Raw genomic sequence first — 15666 nt, 5'->3', positions numbered from 1 at the left:
CTAGTTTGATTTCTATATGTAAGTACAAATCAATATTTCAAGGGTTGCAATTTATTTCACATTTATAAATATATTTCCTTCTTCTGCCTGTATATTAAGGGGTACCACTTTACCAGAGCCATCCCCTCCCCATTCTATTTTAACACTTTTCAATCCTTTTTCTTCATCAATAATCTCTTCTGATTTTAAATATTCGCCAGTTGGATACTGGATAATTGGCGGATTAATAGCCCGAAAATCTAAGGCATAGGCCTGCTCATAAGATAGGCTTAAATGGATATCAGACTTATAAGTATTTAGGTAAAAACGATCCACCTCAGAATCGATATGACGAAAATGTAATGAGCCATACTTTTGCTTAATATCAACCTGATGATTGAGTTGTTTTATCTTTAAGAAAGTAAAATTCCCATTGCCATGAATAGAATTTAAACTCCCAATGTGATATTTATCATGAGAAGAGGCTAAGCTCAACTCATCCACTTCGTCTAAATAAATTTTTGAGGAGCGAGTATTGGTTTCTAAGAATTTACACTCTTCTATTTCTATCTCTGCATTTGCAGATTCTAATAATAATTGATCCACCCTATTGACATAGATATTCCCGAAAGATGATTTAAGTTTAGTTTTTCCAGTGAGTACATGAGCTTTGAAATCTCCATTGGAAACATCAACACTCAGTTCCCCCTCATAATCACCCATATAAACATTTCCATATTTATTCTTCACAATTAAATGGGCATAAGATGGAATATAGACTACATAGTTAATTCGAGAAGTAGTACTAGAGTTGAAAATCATCTTGGTTTTATCGGAGATATCTGTCCATAGGCTACTTTTACCTACTAAACTTGTTTCAACTACTATATAAAAGAAATTGCTTTTGAAATCCACATGAATAGCTGCAAATAGCTTCTCTGCCTTAGTCTCTTTGTTTGAGTTCACTTCTATGTCAACTTCAACTTTAACCGAATCCTGATCCCAATGAACAATTTGAACATCCCCATACTTGTTGATGATGGAAACTTCTATTTTCTCACTAAGAGGAAATACTTCCTTATACTTTGCGGTTTTCTGAAAATTCTGAGCAGACAGATTTCCTGCCATAGAAATCAGCATAACAATAACAGATTTAAATATCAGTTGTCTCATATCTATCCTCCTCATTATAGTTTGTACTTGGGTCAAGTTGGCTCTTCATTTCTTCTAACATTTTCAACTTTACTCTATAATTCATAATCATGGCCTCTATCACTTCCTCATCATTGGTTTGATCGTTAAGATCATCTTTGAGTTCTTCAAAAATACTTTTCAAATCCTCTAATTGTAGGTCAATTTCTTCATTAATGACTTCATCACCATCAGATAAAGCCACGATATCGGTTCTAACTAAATCTATCTGTTGTGTATAAAACATTTGCATCTCATAGAAATCATTATAAGAGGAATTCTCCGAATCTTCATAATTACTTTCATTGACTAATCTAGAATCAACAGTTCGATCAAATGAGAACAACTCATTGGCAGCAAAACCTACAGCAAAAATCAACATCGCCGCTATTGCCCTTGTAAAGATGGCCTTTGCTGACATCCGTATGACTTTGGGCTGTCTGGTTTCAATCTTTTCAAATAAATCTTCTCGTGGCACAAGATGATCAAATTCCTCTTTGTGATCTTTCACAAATTGTTCAAATGGATCATGATTCATAATAAACCTCCTCTGTTAATATTTCTTTTATCCGTCTTTTAGCTCTCATAAATTGACTCTTTGAATTAGATTCACTCATGTTTAAAATACTAGATATCTCCCTGTGGTCGTATCCTTCTAATAGATAAAGTGAGAAGATGAGTCTACTACCTTGCGGAAGTTGAAGCATTGCTTTTTTAATCTGCTCCACACTTAGTCCATCCTGATTTTCAGTCTCTGGTTTTGGATGTGGCAATTCTTCGCAGTATTGCAAATCTGGTTTTTTTCGCTTGATTTCGTTGATACAATTATTCACTACTATCCTTTTCAGCCAAGCTCCAAAAGTGCTCTTATAAACAAAGGTATTTAGTTTACGAAATGCATCAGAAAACGACTCCTGTAGCATATCTTCAGCATCCTCTAAATTATTCATCATTCGATAGCAAGTATTGAGCATAGCCTTACTATAAAGCTGATATAGCTCATACTGCGAACGTGAATCCCCTCGCTTACTTTTCTCTATTAAATCTTTATGAATCTGTAGATCCAAATCTCTGAATTTTATATTTCTCTAAAAATACGGAATTTCGTCCTAGGTCATTTAACAACCCTATACAAAAGAACAAAAGAAAATAGAAAGGGTTGCAATGAATTTGAAAAATAATGACAGTAAGAAACCATGGCGGAATGTTACAAGGAGAGAAGAAGATAATTTTCAATTGGGAATGCTAGCATAACTCTTCCATTCAATCATTTAAACCACTACTCATGCCATCATTTATTCTTCAGCCTAAAAGCAAAAGGTATGGCAATAAGAGCGAAAATAGGGGAAAGCATAAAACTTTTTTCTAGCCCAATAAAATCAGCCAATACTCCAATAAATAAGGTTGCAAAAGCCCCAAAAGCAAAGCTGATGGTCATAAAGACACCATTGGTGAAGCTGGGTCTTTCTGAACTCATATCTTGAACCAAAGCCAATAATACGGGCCCCGAACCAAACATAAAGAAACCAATCAGCACCAAGACGATCATATTCATCCAACCGCTTGTCAACACGAACAATAGCATCAAAACAGGAGTCATTAAAGCAATAATAATAAGTGTTTTTCTACGCCCTATTTTATCAGAGTAGCCACCCGCTAGCAAACTACCCAGAGCACCCGAAAACTGGAGGATGGATAAAGTATAGGCTGCAAACCAAAGACTTTCACCTTGGCTCACATAATAAGTGGGCAAAAAAGTGATCAGTAAAGCCTTGAGGAGTCCACGAGCAAAAGTATAACCCGTTATATTTAAATAAAAACCTTTGAGTTCAATCAAAATCTCTTTAACACTAATCTCTATTTTCTTGGTTTTGACTTCAATATGCTTCAATTTCCTAAGGCGGAAAAACAAGATAAATGAAGCTACCAAACCTGCAGGAATTAAACGATAAGTTCCTTCTATCCCCCACCAAGAAACGGCGGCTACAATAATAATTGGACCTAATGAACGGGCCAACTCTCCTGCCACCATATAAAAACTCATTCCCAAACCTACTCTATCACCACTCATCCGTTTGATTAACACTGGGCCTGGTACATGAAAAAAGGCAGCACTCCATCCCATCACAAACAAAAGAAAGGCTAATTGATACACATTCTGAGCCAGTCCAATCAGACTCATACAAATTGCTGTAATAGCAGGAGTAAATATAATAAAGTAGCGTAGGTCTTTTCGGTCTACCATTAATCCGATGATTGGATTAAACAAGGAGGCAATTCTTTGAATAACAGATAAGCCTCCAATCATAAAATAACTGAGGCCCAATCGTTCAATTAAAATAGGGAACAAAGGTGCCAGAAAAGCACTATAAATATCATGTAGCATATGAGCAGCACTAATATCAAGTACTTTTGCCCATCTGAATTTTTGCTTTTCTGGCATTTAAGATTATTGTTTTGGAGCTTTAATAACATGTCCCTTCCATCCATACCATGCTAAGTAAACATAACTTAATAATGGAACAAAGAAAGACAATTGAACACCAATATAATCGGCTAGTAAACCTTGGATTGGAGGAAGAATAGCTCCACCAACAATAAACATCACTAAAACACTAGAACCCTGGCTGGTATTATTGCCAAGCCCTTTAATAGCGAGCGTGAAGATATTAGACCACATAATTGAATTAAAAATTCCAATACCTAAAATAGCCCACATGGCTATACTTCCTTCTGTAAACATCCCCACCATCAATAATACAATTGGGAAAATAGCAAATACAGTTAAGGTCCTTGCCGCCATTGATTTTCCAAATATAAAACCAAAATAGTTTAGTACTAAGAAGCCTAGGTAAGGTGCTATATCAAGAAAGTTAATACTATTTCTGGCATCAACCACAAAGAAGATGACTGCAAAAGCAATTAAAGAAACAACAAACATTAATGGGAATTTCTTTTTAGATTCCATTTCACTTAATGAAATAGCGCCTAAGAAACGGCCAATCATGGCTCCTCCCCAATAAAAGGCAATAAAGGCAGAGGCTGCAGATTCAGACATCCCAGCGATATTATCGAGGCCAATAAAGCTCACTAAAATACTACCAATAGCAACTTCAGCTCCCACATAGAGAAAAATAGCGATGGCACCATACTTTAGGTGTGGGTATGCCAATGCCCCTTTTCCTGTACTTTCTTTACTCACCTCCTGTTGAATTCTTGGCAATGGTATCATTTTAATAATCACCAACAGAATTAATAGCATTGCAGTTAACATTAAATAGGGCTTGATTACAGAATCAGCACCTTCTTGTCCTACATTGAAATATTCGAAAATTAAGAATCCTCCAATTACCGGTCCGATAGTAGTACCAAATGAATTAAAACCTTGAGAAAGATTTAATCGAGCAGAGGCTTGTTTTTCAGGTCCTAAAATAGCCACATAAGGATTAGCTGCAATTTGCAAAACAGCAAAACCAAGGCCAAGCACGAATAATGCAGAAAGAAAAAAACCATACATATGAAATTGTGCAGCAGGGTAGAATAATGCCGTTCCAATAGCCGATACTAATAAACCCAAGAGAATTCCATTTTTGTATCCTATTTTATTGATAGGGTCCCCGGATGTTTTTGAAATAATAAAATAGAGGAAGCCTCCAATAAAATAAGCACTAAAAAATGAAAACTGGATCAACATAGCTTGGAAATAAGTTAAGTCAAATACATTTTTCAAGTGAGGAATAAGAATATCATTTAAAACAGTGATAAACCCCCACATAAAGAAAAGGGACGTGAGTACAGATAGTGAGAAACCGTAGTTTGTTTTAGTTTGTTCCATAATTATTAATTTTCAGAATGAATATGATTGTTGTTGTCTAGTTTTTCAGGTTCGGACTTAGACTTGGGGGCGGTGTAAATTTTCCAAATTAGATACCCTGCTCCAAATACAAAATGGGCTATGACAATGCCCACGATTAAATATACAAATGACTTATCGCTCATTTTTGATTTTCAGGTGGTAAAAATAATCAAATACATGAAATAGGAAGGAAACATTTGAAATAAAAAACACAAATTCGCCTAAAACACATCCACCTACAGATTGAAAAGACCTATTTACGTATTAGGCATTGCAATGGAGAGTATTTCCTATTATTTTTGAATGATAATAAGGCAACGATATTAAGAATTAGTGAGTGTTTATAGTTTATGCGCGAGGCAGTTATTGAGAGTAACTGCCTTTTTTATTTTCAGAAATATGAGTTTAATCGTTGGTTCTCCAACAACAGGTTCAAGCACCCAAAGAAAGATATTGACTTGGATTTTTTGTTTCAACATCGTTTAATTCAAGTGGCTTATCTTTAAAGATATAAGGAACACTCACATAAAAAATAGTTCCTTTTCCCTCTTGAGATTGTACTTGAATAATACCTCCCAATAAATCCACGAAGTTTTTTGCTGATGACAATCCTATTCCTAGACCTTCATATAGTACTTCGCCATTCTTCTTCCAAACCTTACTGAAATTATTATAAATAGTGCTCAATCTATCAGAAGCAATACCAATACCTGTATCACTAACCACATACTCCAAGTAATTATCGTAAAATTCGATATTTAACTCTATGCTACCTTCTTTGGTAAACTTAAAAGCATTGTCGATTAAATTCTCAAGAACTTTATGAAGCATTCGAGGATTGGAGATAAATTCTTTACTCAATAAATCCTTATTGGTTTTGATTCGCATCTCAATTTCACCTTTATATAAGGCTTGTTTTTTATACTGATACTCCTCAAAAATTTCGAATAACAACTGATACGGATCAATAACCTCTTTAACAGATTGAGATTTTTTATTGAATTGCAAATTAGCTACTTCAATAACATCCTCTATCAATTCAGTTAAATGATTGGAAGCCTGGGTGATTTCATCAATAAATTCATTTTTTTCTTCCGGACTAAAGCCTGGATCCTTTAACAAACTTGAAAAACCAACAATGGCATTCATTGGCGTACGAATCTCATGAGATACATTTGCTAAAAATGCTCCCTTGAGGCCATCTACCTCTTTATCCTTAAATTTTAATTCTTCCTCGAGGTCCAAAATTCGTTTCTCGAGTGTTTTTACATAGTTTTCATTAATCATAGTTAATTCCCCCTAACTATTAATATCGTTTCCACACAAAACGTAACCCAAAAGTCCACATTTTTTTTGCTTTCTCTATATTAGGTCCTATTAGTTATCAACAATAGAATCCTAATAACTATTAACAAATGAGGCACTTGTTAACAAAGCATATTTAAATATTTGCATCTGATAATGTGGTCTGTTTCTTCCACTTCTGAGAAATATGCTAAACCTCATCTACAAACATTGAAATCGCTAATCATTTAGCTTAATTTTATACATTAATAACATATGGATAAAAATAACAGCTCTTTTCTTATTTTTTAACTGGAATCCAAAGCATTGTATTCGTGCAACTTAAGCAAGAGAAACAATCTTTTACAAAAAATAATTCCTTTTTTAGGGTTACGTTTTTCCATTTTTAGGTATTAATAAGTGATAGGAGAAGTAAAAAAGAATAAGCATTATGAAAAACACCAAACTATTTTTAGCATTTTTTAGTCTAATATTGACAACGTTATTTTCAATAAATAGCTATGCGCAAACGGATAATTACTCATGTAATGTTATTTGTTTGAATCAACCTGACCACATTATGGGTGGAGTTGAAGTTGATTTATTCGATAGTAATAACGAATTTATCGCAACCACCTATACTAATTCCGATGGATATTTTTTCTTTGAAGATTTGATGATTGGGGAATCATATACAGCAAAATTTGAATATGATGCAGAAAACACATATGTAGATTTAGCTGATGCTTTTACTGTTCTAAGTTATCTTTATGGATATATTGAGTTTGATGAAATTCAAATGATAGCTGCAGATGTAACTGGGGATGGACAAGTCACAAGTAGTGACTTCTGGACCTTACTATTCAATTACTATATTATGGGGCAACCTTTACCAGTTGGCGATTGGTACTTACCTGATTGGAATTTTGAGATCAATGAATTAAAGGCAACCGGGGGTCCAGCAGGAACAGTGGCTAATGGCACATTAAATACTGAAAACGGAGATGATAAATCTGTATTCAATGCTATGATGACCTACACATCTATCACTGAACTTAGCAATGAAGAATTACTAGTTCCCATATATTTTACAGAAACCATCAATACAAATGGAATAGGAATCGTTTTAAATTATAATGATGAACTCATAGATGTTCTAGCTATAGAATCAAGTATAGAAGGTTTAGAATATAATATTGTAAATGATGAAATTAGAATTGGATGGACTGGACAAGAAACCTACAAATTTGACTCCGAAACAGCTGTTCTAAATATAAGAATTAAACAAAAGACTGATATTAGCGTGGAGCAAATAGAGCATTTTGAAATCGTAGAAGGCACACATATATTAGACAATAAAGGTCAAATACTACCTTATGTTAACTTTTCTTCCGTTCAATTCAAAACAACAAATCAAAACATGATGAGTAAGCTTGCTACAGCTTATCCAAATCCATGTAACGAATCATTCAGTATTCATTTAAATACCGATAGTAAAGTTGAAGTTAAAATATACAATACAGTTGGTCAAATGGTTGAAACCTATTATTCAACAGTAAGTAACCAAGAACTTCAAATCAATACAAGAAATTTACGAGGAGGTTTATACTTCTATCAAATAAATTATCAATCAAAATCAGTTCAAGGATCTATAACGGTCCGTAAATAGTCGCGTGTGTACTTTGCACTTGTACAATTTTTACACTATCTCAAAAAGGGACATATTCTATAGTCCCTTTTTTTCTATTTTAGCAAAAAATATTCTATGAGGTATTTCATTGTATTGATTTTTATTCACTTAGTTTTCTTCAACGTTTTTGGGCAATTATCTCCTAAACAAAGAAACTCGAAAAACAATCCTTTGACCAATAATATTGATGAACTTCATTTACATTTGGCCGACTCCATTATCCTTAACAATGCCAATTATAAAAGCAATATTATCAACTACCTTAATTCTATTGACAAATACAATGTGAACGATTACCGTACTCACATTGAAACCATATATAATAGGTTTGCAATAAGCAACCATAGCGATAGGCATCTATTAACCAAAGCAACGCAATTAAAAGCCTTGTTGAGTTATTACGACCGGAATTACATACAGGCTATTTCTGAATTCAAAGACTACTTTCATCTATACAAGGAATATTATAAGAACGATACTTCTTTTGCTTATGAATATTCAAAATACACAAACTGCTATCGTAAGACAAATAGAATGAAAGCATACTTTGCTTACATTGATACCGGACTTCAAATAGCCAATAAAAAGAAATACCCAGGATCTGACCAAGCCCAATTCTATTATATGTTGTCCATTCATTATTCTTCTAATAGAATCAATGATTCTTCAAGGTTTTATCTTAAAAAAGCCATTCGAGGATTCGATGATTCTAAAAAAGATGACTATAGAATAAAGTATATGGTTTACAAACAAATAGCATATGCGGAATTATATAGTGACAATTTAGACCTAGCAGAAAGCTACTTTAACATTGCTGAGGAATTTCTATTAAAATTCGACCATAAGGAGACTGAGTTAGCTCTGCTACTTCGAGACAAATCTTCTACTTTAATGCTAAGTAACCAATACACTCAGGCTATTAAACAACTAAAAATGGCCTTACACATCTACAGCTCAGATTCCCATTCGAGCAGGGCCACAAAAGCCAATATCAATAGATATATTGGATTATCATATAAAGGTCTTGGTAAGATGAAAATAGCCATTCAATATTATAAAGAATCGCTAAGCCTCTATCCTGAAAGCAAGAACATGGCTTACAGAGATTTAGCTGATGTTTTTTTTTCCTTAGAACAGAATCACATTGCAGACTCTCTATATCAAATATCTTTAGATTATTATCTGAGTTTAAACGATCCTCAAGCATTCCAACTTTCTCAGACCTATTATGTTTATGGTCAATTTCTTATTGAGCAGAAAGAGGATGTTTCAAGGGGAGAAGAATATTTAAAAAATGCCATTACCAATTGGTATCAACAATATAATGGTCCCTCATTTTATTTAAGTGCTCCTCTCAATATACTTGGAGCTCATTATTTAGAAATAGGGGAAATAAATCAAGGTCTTGATAGCTTACAGTCTTCACTTTGCAGCTCCTCCGATAGGTTCAGTAATTATGATATTTATGTGAATCCAAGAGCAGATGAAATCCCAAACACCCCCGATTTTAATAACGCCTTGGCTTGGAAGGCATATGGCCTCTATTTATTATATCTAAAGACCAATGATATAACAGATTTAGAAATGTCATTTGACACCTACAAACTCTACATATACTGCGTCAACGAATTAAGAAGAAATTATGATCAGATTGAAAGTTTACAATCTAGCAAACAAAATCACTATGTTTATAACCAAGCTATAGATGTGGGATATATTCTGTATTCTAAAACTAATGACGCAAATGTAATATCTGAGATTTTCAATTTCATTGAAGGAAAGAAATCCTTTACACTTTATCAATCATTAAATATTCTCGAAAAGAAAAAGCTATTAAAGGTTCCCAAGCATTTAATTAAAAAAGAATTGGATTTAAAGTCTCAAATGGGAAGGATTGAGGAAGAAATAAAAGTAGAAATCAGTTTAAACAATGAGCCTAAAACCATCAAAGAACTAGATCAGAAAGCCTACCAAATTAGCTTGAGTTTAGATAGCATCCAAAAAGAGTATAAAGAAAACTATTCCAGTTTTTATAATCTAAAATATGGTTTTAAGGAATTAAGCATGTGTGATATTCAGAAAAAAGCACCAGCAAATACTGCTTTTATTAATTATTCTATTAGTGACAGCTTACTGAATATCATCACCCTAAGTCATGAAGAAGTTAAGCTTTACACTGAGCGCATTGATTCAAGTTTTTTTCAAAACATAGAAAACGTTGTCAAACTGCTAAAAAAAGTAGATACGGATAATAGCTACGAGGAATTTGTTACTTTTACTAAAAGCAGTCGATCACTCTATCAAAAACTCATTAAACCTATTGAAAAGCAGATCGAAAATAAAGATCTTATTTTTATTCCAGATGGACAATTAAGCTATATTTCCTTTGATGTATTGCTCACTGAGGATGTTAAAACGGAAAGACCCGACTACAGAACCCTACCTTATCTCATCAAAAAGCATAAATCAAATGTGGCTAACTCCATGCAGATCTACTTTAATATGAGGTCAAGGGAAACAAAACCAAACGATAAGGTTTACGCATTTGCACCTTTATATCAAAACAATAAAAAACAAGATTCCGTCCCTGAAGAATATAACTTTTTACGCCCTTTAGATTATGCTAAAATGGAAGTAGAAAGCATAGAAAGAAATCTAAAAACTAAAACTTTTATTGGTTCAGAAGCTTCGGAAGAGATTTTTAAAACAGAAGCAAAAAATGCAGGAATCCTTCATTTAGCTATGCACACCCAAATCAATGATGAGGATCCTCTTTATTCGAAACTACTATTCACCTATAACCAAGAAACCAATTCGGGTCTGGTGAATACCTACGAACTATTAGGACTCGATTTAAATGCAGAATTAGCTGTTTTAAGTGGATGTAGCACTGGCGATGGAGCCTTGCAAAAGGGTGAAGGAGTTATGAGTTTAAGTTCTGGTTTCCAGTTTGCTGGCGTACCAGCTATCATTATGAGTCTTTGGGAAGTGAACGATAGGTTTGGCGCTCTGGTGATAGACAAGTTTTATCAATATTTGGCAAATGGTGACAAAAAAAGCCAAGCCCTTTACAGAGCCAAGGTAGAAGTATTGGCACAGGGTAATGCGTTATACGCTCATCCATATTATTGGGCTGGATTAACCCTGATGGGTGATGATGCCAAATTACAATTTGTACAAAGGAAAAGATGGGATATGATAATTCTTGGTAGCACCATATTATTAGCCCTTGGAGTTTTCATATTTCAAAGAAGAAAAAAATGGGCGGCCTAAAACAAATCAAAACCTTATTGGATTCAAAATATGAAGCCTATTGTAATGAGGAATTTATTGCATTAGATCCTATTCAAATTCCTCATTATTTTTCAAAAAAAGAAGATATAGAAATAGCTGGATTTTTAGCCTCTTCCATAGCTTGGGGTCAAAGGCCAACTATTCTAAAGAATGCTAAAAAGCTAATGCAGCTGATGGAATTTGAACCTCATTATTTTATTATGAATCACAGCCCTGCAGATAGGATCGGATTTAGCGATTTCCGGCACAGAACTATGTTACCCGAAGATATTCTCTTTTTTATTGAAAGCCTTCAAAACATCTACCAAAATCATAATGGATTGGAGACTGTCATCAATAATGGATATAAAACCGGAGGAATTAAAAGAGGATTATCTGAGCTTCATGAGGTTTTCTTTTCTATTGATCATCCCCTAAGAACACGAAAACACATTTCTAATCCTGAGAAAAACTCGGCTTCGAAGCGATTAAACATGTTCCTGAGGTGGATGGTCCGAAAAGACCAATCTGGAATTGATTTTGGAATATGGAAACAGATCTCTATGGCAGACCTTTTGCTTCCTTTAGATGTGCATACCGCTCGTAATGCTCGTGAGCTCGGTTTACTCCTGAGAAAATCAAATGATTGGAAAGCTGTTGAAGAAGTGAGCCAGAATTTAAAGAAATTAGATCCACAAGATCCAATAAAATACGACTTTGCTCTTTTTGGGATGGGTGTTTTTGAAAAAGATCTGTGAATTTTACTACATTTGCTCTAATATGACCAAAACTAAAATACTTTCAATATTCTTTATTTTACTCTTGGGTCTTTCATTTTTCAATTGTAAAAGTGATAAACTCAAAGAAAATATAGACCCCAATGAAGTCAATTTCTTGGTTACCCAGCCATCCATTGCCACTGCTACTTTTGTGGCCAAATGCACCAATTACGATATTGTTTTAGATTCGGTCACTATACTTTCTCCTAACAGCGCAGTATACTTTCAGGATTTTAATTCCAGGTTACTATCTCAAAACGAAGAACAATTGATTGGAGGCTATGAAAGTTTCGACGGTTTGTGGATCATTAGGTTTAATGGCAAAGTACAAAATAGTGAAAGATCCTACAGCGTGAGCATTCCTTATGAAATGAATATTGAAGAAGATGATGATGAATAAATCAAAAGAAAGTATAAAACATAAGCTTCATACCATTATTCAGGAAGCAGATACTCCCATGGGAAAGGCTTTTGACATTTTGCTTCTCATCGCTATTCTTCTCAGCGTTATTATTGTCATGCTCGACAGTGTGCATTCTATCAATGAAAAGTTTTCTAAATTATTCTTCGTCTTAGAATGGACCTTTACTATATTCTTTACCATAGAATACTTCCTTAGAATTTACATCACTAAAAATCCTTTCAAAAATTATATTTTTAGTTTTTATGGAATTATTGACTTTCTAGCCATTCTCCCTACTTATTTAAGTATGGTACTTACTGGGTCCCACTTTATGATGGTGATTAGAATATTCAGACTCATCAGAGTTTTTAGAATTCTGAAATTGGGTAGATACGTTGGCGCTTCTCAAGTATTACGTGATAGTCTTTATAATAGCCGTCATAAAATCACTGTTTTTCTAGAAATCATTATGACCATAGTCGTCTTGATGGGCTCTATTATGTATATTGTAGAAGGACCAGAAAATGGTTTTACCAGTATTCCCCGAGGCATCTATTGGGCAATAGTAACATTAACTACAGTAGGCTATGGAGATATTGCGCCAACTACAGTTTTTGGACAGTTCTTAGCATCCATTATTATGATTATGGGTTATGCCATTATTGCCGTACCGACAGGTATCGTTTCTTCCGAAATGATTAAATCTGAAAATAAAAGAAAAATAAATCTAAACACTCTAGTTTGTGAAAATTGCCATTGTGACAAACATGAGGATGGAGCTAGATTCTGTAAAATTTGCGGTGCTGCCCTTCTTGCTCCTGAGGAAGAAAATAACATCTAATTTATTTGCCACTAGCAAGTTTTAATTTACCTTTGCCGAATATTTATTTGTATGATAAAAGATTTAAACTTCACGAACTTCAATACTGAACTTGCCAAAGGCTGGGTTTTAGTAGACTATTGGGCCTTTTGGTGCATTCCTTGCCTCACTCAAGATCCAATAGTTCAAGAATTAGCGGAGCAATTGAAAGGTATTTTAAATGTTGCAAAAGTCGATATCAATGAGAATAAATATATTGCTAATGAGCGAAAAATCAGAAATATTCCTATGCTAGTTCTTTACCATAATGGAGAAGAAATAGAAAGGTTTGCTGGCTTACAATCAAAAGAAACTATTCTCAATAATAAGCACATAAAAAACTTAATATGATTATACTTGAAACCAATTGGAACCTATTAACCCCTGTTTTATTATTAGCAGCAATCGTATTATTCCTTATCGTTAGAATGTATAAAATACGTCGTGTACTCATAGGCGGAGGAGGTCCAGAGACAAGTGAAAACACCATAGACTTAACAGATCAGACATTCGAAAAAGTAATTGGTAAGGGTGTGAGTTTGGTCGATTTCTGGGCACCATGGTGTGCTCCTTGCCGCATGCAAGGCCCCATTGTTAACGAGCTAGCAGACGAGATTGCTGGAAAAGCCAATATCTGTAAAATGGATGTGGATAAAAATAAAAAGATGGCCGCTAAATATGGTATCAGAAGTATACCAACCATTATGGTATTTAAAAATGGCGAAATGGTGAAACAATTTGTGGGCATCAAACCCAAAGCTACTTTGCTAAAAGAAATTGAAAAGCATCTTTAATACTCAATAACTGCTTCCGCTTTTTTCTGTCTCAAATACCCCCGAATAATGGTGGCCACATCTTTATTCTCTGGATAATATTTGATGAAAGACTTAATGACCTCTATAGATTGATCTAATTCTTCTTCTGCCACAAATCCAAAACCCTGATATACGAAATTCTCAATCAATATGATGGATTTCTCCCCAACTCGTCTACCCGAATCCACTATCAACAAATTACGATTCTGATATTGATAAAGATTGATCAACTGTTCTACTCGCTTATTATATTTATCAGGAAGCTCCTCTCCTACACAAGCTCCAAGGCATTGCTTAATAGAATAATGAAAACAAGCTCCAGAACTTTGATACAAACCATTCATATTTTGGCATAATTGAAACTCCTCTGTTAATCTCTCCAATTCTGATAAAGCCGTTCTCTTGGTTTTAAAAACATTGACAGGAATTTCCTTTTCTTCACTGGTTTTAGCTAAGCGCAAGCAGATATAGCCACTTTCATTCAAATACTGATACATACCCCAAACAAAAGCTGTTCGTCGCTGTGCGCGATTATAAACAGGCATGTGGATCTTAATCTCGTTGGACTCTAATAAAAGAGCCACCAACTCACTTCCACAAATCTCATAATTTACATCTGCTATTCGTTCTCGCATTTCAATGGCTTTCCTTGTGGTGGTATTACTCAAATGAGAAAGCACACGACTGTGAATATTATTGCTTTTACCGATATAAATCAATTGATGAGCTTCATCGAAGAAATAATAGACTCCAGTTTCATGAGGTAAAGAATCGAGGATTTCTTTTTTTAAGTTTGAATGGAGTCCCCTTAGATTCAATTGAGTAATTTCAGGCTGAAGATTTAAAAGCATGATGAATAATTGGGCGGTAGCTGCAGCATCCCCCATGGCTCTATGCCTGTTTTCTATTTTAATGCCCAATTGAGCTGTTAGCTTCCCCAAACTATAGGAGCGGAAACCGGGCATGAGTTTCCGGGCTAGCTTTACGGTATCGAGAACCTTCCTATGATAATCGAATTCATAACGTGCAAATTCAGCCTGAATAAAACGATAATCGAAAGAGGCATTATGAGCTACAAATATGCAATTAGTGGTAAGTTCCACGATTTGCTTTGCTATCTCATAAAAATGTGGTGCCCCTTGAACCATCTGATCATTAATACCCGTCAACTGAGTAATTCTATATGGAATTTTGCGCTCTGGATTAATCAAACTGCTGAACTCATTCACAATTTCACCATCCTCTATAACAACAATCGCAATTTCTGTAAGTCGCTCCGTTTTGTGACTCAACCCAGTAGTTTCTACATCTATTACCGCATATTTTTCCATTGCCACAAAGTTATAAGTATTTGCAAGAACCGAGTTCTACGAGCTCAACGAAGTTAAAATGCCCATCCCTTCCGGTCTAATACTGGACTATTTATTTTCTTACTGACAAAAGTATTTAAAAGCGGAGTCCATTCCTAAAAGTAAATAAAATGATAGGGTTACCCATTTAAGTCTCGTGTAATTTAATCGAAGCGTAAGCAATCGGT

General features: G+C 34.4%; 14 protein-coding genes. 7 read left to right on the top strand and 7 right to left on the bottom strand.

What is annotated here, in order from left to right:
- Positions 1-51: 51 nt before the first annotated feature.
- The 6 genes from HNS38_RS14250 to HNS38_RS14225 form a co-directional block, all read right to left on the bottom strand.
- Entirely contained in the window at positions 52-1152 is a 1101-nt protein-coding gene (locus HNS38_RS14250) for a hypothetical protein (protein WP_172280362.1), read from the bottom strand.
- Entirely contained in the window at positions 1133-1708 is a 576-nt protein-coding gene (locus tag HNS38_RS14245; protein WP_172280359.1) for a hypothetical protein, read from the bottom strand. The genes HNS38_RS14250 and HNS38_RS14245 overlap by 20 nt, the downstream gene beginning before the upstream one ends.
- Positions 1698-2237, bottom strand: coding sequence for an RNA polymerase sigma factor (locus HNS38_RS14240; RefSeq protein WP_216663734.1), 540 nt, complete (start codon positions 2235-2237; stop codon positions 1698-1700). The genes HNS38_RS14245 and HNS38_RS14240 overlap by 11 nt, the downstream gene beginning before the upstream one ends.
- 224 nt (positions 2238-2461) lie before the next feature.
- Entirely contained in the window at positions 2462-3613 is a 1152-nt protein-coding gene (locus tag HNS38_RS14235) for an MFS transporter (protein ID WP_172280357.1), read from the bottom strand.
- 6 nt (positions 3614-3619) lie between these two features.
- Positions 3620-5005 carry a sugar MFS transporter gene (locus HNS38_RS14230; protein WP_172280354.1) on the bottom strand — a complete coding sequence of 462 codons (1386 nt, stop codon included), beginning with the start codon at positions 5003-5005 and terminating at the stop codon, positions 3620-3622.
- A gap of 453 nt (positions 5006-5458) precedes the next feature.
- The gene (locus tag HNS38_RS14225) at positions 5459-6313 is read right to left on the bottom strand and encodes a sensor histidine kinase KdpD (RefSeq protein WP_172280352.1); all 855 of its coding nucleotides are present in this window, start codon (positions 6311-6313) and stop codon (positions 5459-5461) included.
- Positions 6314-6761: 448 nt separating this feature from the next.
- Between HNS38_RS14225 and HNS38_RS14220 the strand changes: the two genes are divergently transcribed.
- The 7 genes from HNS38_RS14220 (at position 6762) to trxA (ending at position 14108) form a co-directional block, all read left to right on the top strand.
- The gene (locus tag HNS38_RS14220) at positions 6762-7979 is read left to right on the top strand and encodes a T9SS type A sorting domain-containing protein (protein ID WP_172280350.1); all 1218 of its coding nucleotides are present in this window, start codon (positions 6762-6764) and stop codon (positions 7977-7979) included.
- A gap of 96 nt (positions 7980-8075) precedes the next feature.
- Positions 8076-11273, top strand: a complete 3198-nt coding sequence (locus tag HNS38_RS14215; RefSeq protein WP_172346638.1) for a CHAT domain-containing protein — start codon at positions 8076-8078, stop codon at positions 11271-11273.
- Complete coding sequence (locus HNS38_RS14210; RefSeq protein WP_172280345.1) at positions 11261-12031, top strand: TIGR02757 family protein; 771 nt, start codon at positions 11261-11263, stop codon at positions 12029-12031. Before HNS38_RS14215 ends, HNS38_RS14210 begins: the two co-directional genes overlap by 13 nt.
- A 22-nt stretch (positions 12032-12053) precedes the next feature.
- Positions 12054-12452, top strand: a complete 399-nt coding sequence (locus tag HNS38_RS14205; protein WP_172280343.1) for a hypothetical protein — start codon at positions 12054-12056, stop codon at positions 12450-12452.
- Positions 12445-13296: an ion transporter gene (locus HNS38_RS14200; RefSeq protein WP_172280341.1), complete on the top strand. Its 852-nt coding sequence runs from the start codon at positions 12445-12447 to the stop codon at positions 13294-13296. Before HNS38_RS14205 ends, HNS38_RS14200 begins: the two co-directional genes overlap by 8 nt.
- A gap of 51 nt (positions 13297-13347) precedes the next feature.
- A complete protein-coding gene (locus HNS38_RS14195) occupies positions 13348-13665 on the top strand; it encodes a co-chaperone YbbN (RefSeq protein ID WP_172280339.1) in 318 nt (105 codons plus the stop codon).
- On the top strand, positions 13662-14108 hold the full coding sequence (trxA, locus tag HNS38_RS14190; RefSeq protein ID WP_371823815.1) for a thioredoxin: 447 nt from the start codon (positions 13662-13664) through the stop codon (positions 14106-14108). The genes HNS38_RS14195 and trxA overlap by 4 nt, the downstream gene beginning before the upstream one ends.
- Here the strand turns inward: trxA and HNS38_RS14185 are convergent.
- Positions 14105-15460 (bottom strand): exonuclease domain-containing protein, encoded by a 1356-nt coding sequence (locus tag HNS38_RS14185; protein WP_172346637.1) that lies wholly within the window; start codon positions 15458-15460, stop codon positions 14105-14107. The two genes, trxA and HNS38_RS14185, sit on opposite strands and share 4 nt — an antisense overlap.
- Positions 15461-15666 lie beyond the last annotated feature (206 nt).

Source organism: Lentimicrobium sp. L6 (assembly GCF_013166655.1).
Classification (GTDB): domain Bacteria; phylum Bacteroidota; class Bacteroidia; order Bacteroidales; family UBA12170; genus UBA12170.
This window is presented reverse-complemented; position numbering and strand designations above follow the sequence as displayed.